Genomic DNA, 5,730 nt, shown 5'->3' with positions numbered 1-5,730 from the left:
GTCGGGGGATATTTCAGAATAGAGAGCTGACGATGACCTACTCTCACATGGGCGAACCACACTACCATTGGCGCTACGATGTTTCACTTCTGAGTTCGGGAAGGGATCAGGTGGGGCCATCGCGCTATTGTCGTCAGCAAAGGGGGTTAGATATGAGTCTGTTGTTGTTTTTATTGACATCAAGTTTGAGCTTGTTGTCGATCAACTTGTAACCTAACTGAATCAAGGTTAAAGGTGATATCGAAATTTTCTTTCTTATTCTATAAGCCACTACAGCTTATACAAGATAGATTAATTAGACTTGTATACAAACCACTTGGGTGTTGTATGGTCAAGCCAAACGAGCAATTAGTACAGGTTAGCTACACGCATCGCTGCGCTTCCACACCCTGCCTATCAACGTCCTAGTCTTGAACGGCTCTTTAGGGAAATCTAATCTTGAGGTGGGCTTCCCGCTTAGATGCTTTCAGCGGTTATCCCATCCGAACGTAGCTACCGGGCAATGCCACTGGCGTGACAACCCGAACACCAGAGGTTCGTCCACTCTGGTCCTCTCGTACTAGGAGCAGATCCTCTCAAATTTCCAACGCCCACGGTAGATAGGGACCGAACTGTCTCACGACGTTCTAAACCCAGCTCGCGTACCTCTTTAAATGGCGAACAGCCATACCCTTAGGACCTGCTTCAGCCCTAGGATGAGATGAGCCGACATCGAGGTGCCAAACACCGCCGTCGATATGAACTCTTGGGCGGTATCAGCCTGTTATCCCCAGAGTACCTTTTATCCGTTGAGCGATGGCCCTTCCATACAGAACCACCGGATCACTAAGACCTACTTTCGTACCTGCTCGACTTGTGGGTCTCGCAGTTAAGCGCGCTTTTGCCTTTATACTCTACGACCGATTTCCGACCGGTCTGAGCGCACCTTCGTACTCCTCCGTTACTCTTTAGGAGGAGACCGCCCCAGTCAAACTACCCACCATACATTGTCCTCGGTATTGTTATACCTGAGTTAGAACCCCAACATGACCAGGGTGGTATTTCAAGATTGGCTCCACCGAGACTAGCGTCTCGGCTTCAAAGCCTCCCACCTATCCTGCACAAGTCAGGTCAAAGTTCAATGTAAAGCTGTAGTAAAGGTTCACGGGGTCTTTCCGTCTAGCCGCGGGTACACAGCATCTTCACTGCGATTTCGATTTCACTGAGTCTCTGCTGGAGACAGCGCTGCCATCATTATGTCATTCGTGCAGGTCGGAACTTACCCGACAAGGAATTTCGCTACCTTAGGACCGTTATAGTTACGGCCGCCGTTTACTGGGGCTTCGATCAAGAGCTTCGCTTACGCTAACCCCATCAATTAACCTTCCAGCACCGGGCAGACATCACACCCTATACGTCCACTTTCGTGTTTGCAGAGTGCTGTGTTTTTAATAAACAGTTGCAGCAGCCTGGTATCTGCGACTGCCAGCAGCTCAAGGAGCAAGTCCTATCACCACCAACAGCGTACCTTCTCCCGAAGTTACGGTACCATTTTGCCTAGTTCCTTCAGCAGAGTTCTCTCAAGCGCCTTGGTATTCTCTACCTGATCACCTGTGTCGGTTTAGGGTACGATTCGTTTATAACTATTGCTTAGAAGCTTTTCCTGGAAGCATGGTATTTGCCACTTCGCTGTACAAGTACAGCTTGCTATCAGATCTCGGTATAGAATAGCCCGGATTTACCTAAGCTATAAACCTACATCCTTTCACCTGGACAACCAACGCCAGGCTGACATAACCTTCTCCGTCCCTCCATCACATTATAAACAAGTATCGGAATATTAACCGATTTCCCATCGACTACGCCTTTCGGCCTCGCCTTAGGGGTCGACTCACCCAGCCCCGATTAACGTTGGACTGGAACCCTTGATCTTCCGGCGTGCGAGCTTTTCACTCGCATTATCGTTACTCACGTCAGCATTCGCTCTTGTGATACCTCCAGCATGCTTTACAACACACCTTCACAGGCTTACACAACGCTCCCCTACCACTTGAAAACAAATTCAAATCCGCAGCTTCGGCTCCTAGTTTGAGCCCCGTTACATCTTCCGCGCGGGCCGACTCGACTAGTGAGCTATTACGCTTTCTTTAAAGGATGGCTGCTTCTAAGCCAACCTCCTAGCTGTCTATGCCTTCCCACCTCGTTTCCCACTTAACTAGGAATTTGGGGCCTTAGCTGGCGGTCTGGGTTGTTTCCCTCTCCACGATGGACGTTAGCACCCACCGTGTGTCTCCCGGATATCACTCATCGGTATTCGGAGTTTGCATCGGTTTGGTAAGTCGGTATGACCCCCTAGCCGAAACAGTGCTCTACCCCCAATGGTGTTCGTCCGAGGCGCTACCTAAATAGCTTTCGGGGAGAACCAGCTATCACCGAGTTTGATTAGCCTTTCACCCCTATCCACAAGTCATCCCCTGGCTTTTCAACGACAGTGGGTTCGGTCCTCCGGTGCCTGTTACGGCACTTTCAACCTGCTCATGGATAGATCACTCGGTTTCGGGTCTATACCCTGCAACTAAACGCCCTATTAAGACTCGGTTTCCCTACGGCTCCCCTAAACGGTTAACCTTGCTACAGAATATAAGTCGCTGACCCATTATACAAAAGGTACGCGGTCACCCAACAAGTGGGCTCCCACTGCTTGTACGCACACGGTTTCAGGTTCTATTTCACTCCCCTCACAGGGGTTCTTTTCGCCTTTCCCTCACGGTACTGGTTCACTATCGGTCAGTCAGGAGTATTTAGCCTTGGAGGATGGTCCCCCCATCTTCAAACAGGATTTCTCGTGCCCCGCTCTACTTAATATGTTAACTCTAATGTTTCGAATACAGGACTATCACCTACTACGGTCAGCTTTCCCACGCTGTTCTTCTACATTAGAATTAATCGGCTTCTCCCCGTTCGCTCGCCGCTACTAGGGGAATCTCAATTGATGTCTATTCCTAAGGGTACTGAGATGTTTCACTTCCCCTCGTTCGCTTCCTAATAAATTAGGATACCTACCTTATGGTAAGTGGGTTTCCCCATTCAGAAATCTCCGGATCACAGGATATTGCCGCCTCCCCGAAGCTTATCGCAGGCTGTCACGTCTTTCATCGCCTCTGACTGCCAAGGCATCCACCATGTGCGCTTCATTACTTGACCATACAACCCCAAGTAGTCTTTCGACTTCTAAGTGTCATACAATCTAATTATGATAACGATATCACCTATGTTTATACGCTTGATTCAGTTCTCTTTACTTTTTTTAATAACTCACCCCTGGGATAACAACTGATGTCGTTAAGAGGTGAGTTATTAAGGTTAAGAAGTGCGCGTGAACACGCTCTTCCTAACCCAGACTCATATCTATGTTTTTAAATAGTCTCTATGCTCTCGTCGAGTCACAGATTCTGTATAAAACAGAAAGAAGTAATCAATTACAATCACTTGTTTCTATTTAATACCTATTTATTTATTGGCATCTAAAGCTTACTTAACTGTCTTAGTAGTGGTGGAGCCAAACGGAGTCGAACCGTTGACCTCCTGCGTGCAAGGCAGGCGCTCTACCAACTGAGCTATGGCCCCATTGTAAAATGGTGGGTCTAGGTGGACTTGAACCACCGACCCCCGCGTTATCAACACGGTGCTCTAACCAGCTGAGCTACAGACCCTAATACGTTTGTTAAAAACGTAAGCTTAAACTAAAGAACAACTTGTTGTGAATTCTTGCTGACCGAATGCGTCTATAAGGAGGTGATCCAGCCGCAGGTTCCCCTACGGCTACCTTGTTACGACTTCACCCCAGTCATCAACCACACCGTGGTGAACGCCTCCCCGAAGGTTAAGCTATCCACTTCTGGTGCAATCAACTCCCATGGTGTGACGGGCGGTGTGTACAAGGCCCGGGAACGTATTCACCGCGGCATTCTGATCCGCGATTACTAGCGATTCCTACTTCATGGAGTCGAGTTGCAGACTCCAATCTGGACTACGATAGGCTTTTTGAGATTCGCATCACATCGCTGTGTAGCTGCCCTCTGTACCTACCATTGTAGCACGTGTGTAGCCCTGGTCGTAAGGGCCATGATGACTTGACGTCGTCCCCGCCTTCCTCCAGTTTGTCACTGGCAGTATCCTTAGAGTTCCCGGCTTAACCCGCTGGTAACTAAGGACAAGGGTTGCGCTCGTTGCGGGACTTAACCCAACATCTCACGACACGAGCTGACGACAGCCATGCAGCACCTGTATTCTAATTCCCGAAGGCACTCCCGCATCTCTGCAGGATTCTAGATATGTCAAGACCAGGTAAGGTTCTTCGCGTTGCATCGAATTAAACCACATGCTCCACCGCTTGTGCGGGCCCCCGTCAATTCATTTGAGTTTTAACCTTGCGGCCGTACTCCCCAGGCGGTCTACTTATTGCGTTAGCTGCGTCACTAAGTCCTCAAGGGACCCAACGACTAGTAGACATCGTTTACGGCGTGGACTACCAGGGTATCTAATCCTGTTTGCTACCCACGCTTTCGAGCCTCAGTGTCAGTATGATGCCAGGAAGCTGCCTTCGCCATCGGTATTCCTTCAGATCTCTACGCATTTCACCGCTACACCTGAAATTCTACTTCCCTCTCACCTACTCTAGCCTAACAGTTTCAGATGCAGTTCCCAGGTTAAGCCCGGGGATTTCACATCTGACTTATCAAGCCACCTACGCTCGCTTTACGCCCAGTAATTCCGATTAACGCTTGCACCCTCTGTATTACCGCGGCTGCTGGCACAGAGTTAGCCGGTGCTTATTCTGCAGCTAATGTCATCGTCTCCGGGTATTAACCGAAGAGTCTTCTTCACTGCTTAAAGTGCTTTACAACCAAAAGGCCTTCTTCACACACGCGGCATGGCTGGATCAGGGTTTCCCCCATTGTCCAATATTCCCCACTGCTGCCTCCCGTAGGAGTCCGGGCCGTGTCTCAGTCCCGGTGTGGCTGATCATCCTCTCAGACCAGCTACAGATCGTCGCCATGGTAGGCCTTTACCCCACCATCTAGCTAATCCGACTTAGGCTCATCTAATAGCGAGAGCAGTAAACTGCCCCCTTTCTCCCGTAGGTCGTATGCGGTATTAATACGAGTTTCCCCGTGCTATCCCCCACTACTAGGTAGATTCCTAAGTATTACTCACCCGTCCGCCGCTCGACGCCTGGTAGCAAGCTACCATCGTTTCCGCTCGACTTGCATGTGTTAAGCCTGCCGCCAGCGTTCAATCTGAGCCATGATCAAACTCTTCAGTTTAATCTTGCTATGAAGCTCTTTAAAGAAGCTTCTAAACTTGGCTCATCTAATCTGGCAAAATCGCTAAAAATTATGTTCGTAATGAATTAACTTTGAGTTTTTCTGCTGTCTTAAATGATAATTTTTATAGTTAATAATCTTTCCGAAAAGAAAAGATAGTCAACTTTATTTTTTAGCATTCTGAATCAGCAAAAATCCACACAAGTTGTTCTTTAGTTATGCTTTTAAATAATGTCTGACACTGTCGTCCAGTGCTAGTATTTCAAACTAAATAAGTCTACCAATGTGGCTTATCCTATTTAGCGAGCTGACCATCATATCATGTTTTAATAGTCTGTCAACTTCTTTTTTTAATTTGTTTCAACAAGTTAACTGGGTTATTTATATGTAATTAACATATAAGCTTTCCAGCTCGTCTTGATGA

The 5,730-nt window shown here is 48.1% G+C and carries 2 tRNA genes and 3 rRNA genes; all 5 read right to left on the bottom strand.

The annotated features are described in order from the left end of the window. Positions 1 to 24 precede the first annotated feature (24 nt). Positions 25 to 138, bottom strand: a 5S ribosomal RNA gene (gene rrf, locus ABFV72_RS13050). 189 nt (positions 139 to 327) lie between these two features. Continuing rightward, positions 328 to 3,183, bottom strand: a 23S ribosomal RNA gene (locus tag ABFV72_RS13045). A gap of 347 nt (positions 3,184 to 3,530) precedes the next feature. Next, positions 3,531 to 3,606 (bottom strand) — tRNA-Ala (locus ABFV72_RS13040). A gap of 9 nt (positions 3,607 to 3,615) precedes the next feature. Further along, positions 3,616 to 3,692, bottom strand: a tRNA-Ile gene (locus tag ABFV72_RS13035). Between the two features lie 75 nt (positions 3,693 to 3,767). Next, positions 3,768 to 5,306: ribosomal RNA gene (locus tag ABFV72_RS13030) — 16S ribosomal RNA — on the bottom strand. The 16S, 23S and 5S rRNA genes sit together here with 2 tRNA genes alongside, the layout of an rRNA operon. Between the last annotated feature and the right edge of the window lie 424 nt (positions 5,307 to 5,730).

The sequence above is a fragment of the Psychrobacter proteolyticus genome, assembly GCF_039762275.1.
In the GTDB taxonomy this organism is placed as follows: domain Bacteria; phylum Pseudomonadota; class Gammaproteobacteria; order Pseudomonadales; family Moraxellaceae; genus Psychrobacter; species Psychrobacter proteolyticus_C.
The sequence above is the reverse complement of the archived record's forward strand: the minus strand, read 5'-3'. Positions and strand labels throughout refer to the sequence as shown.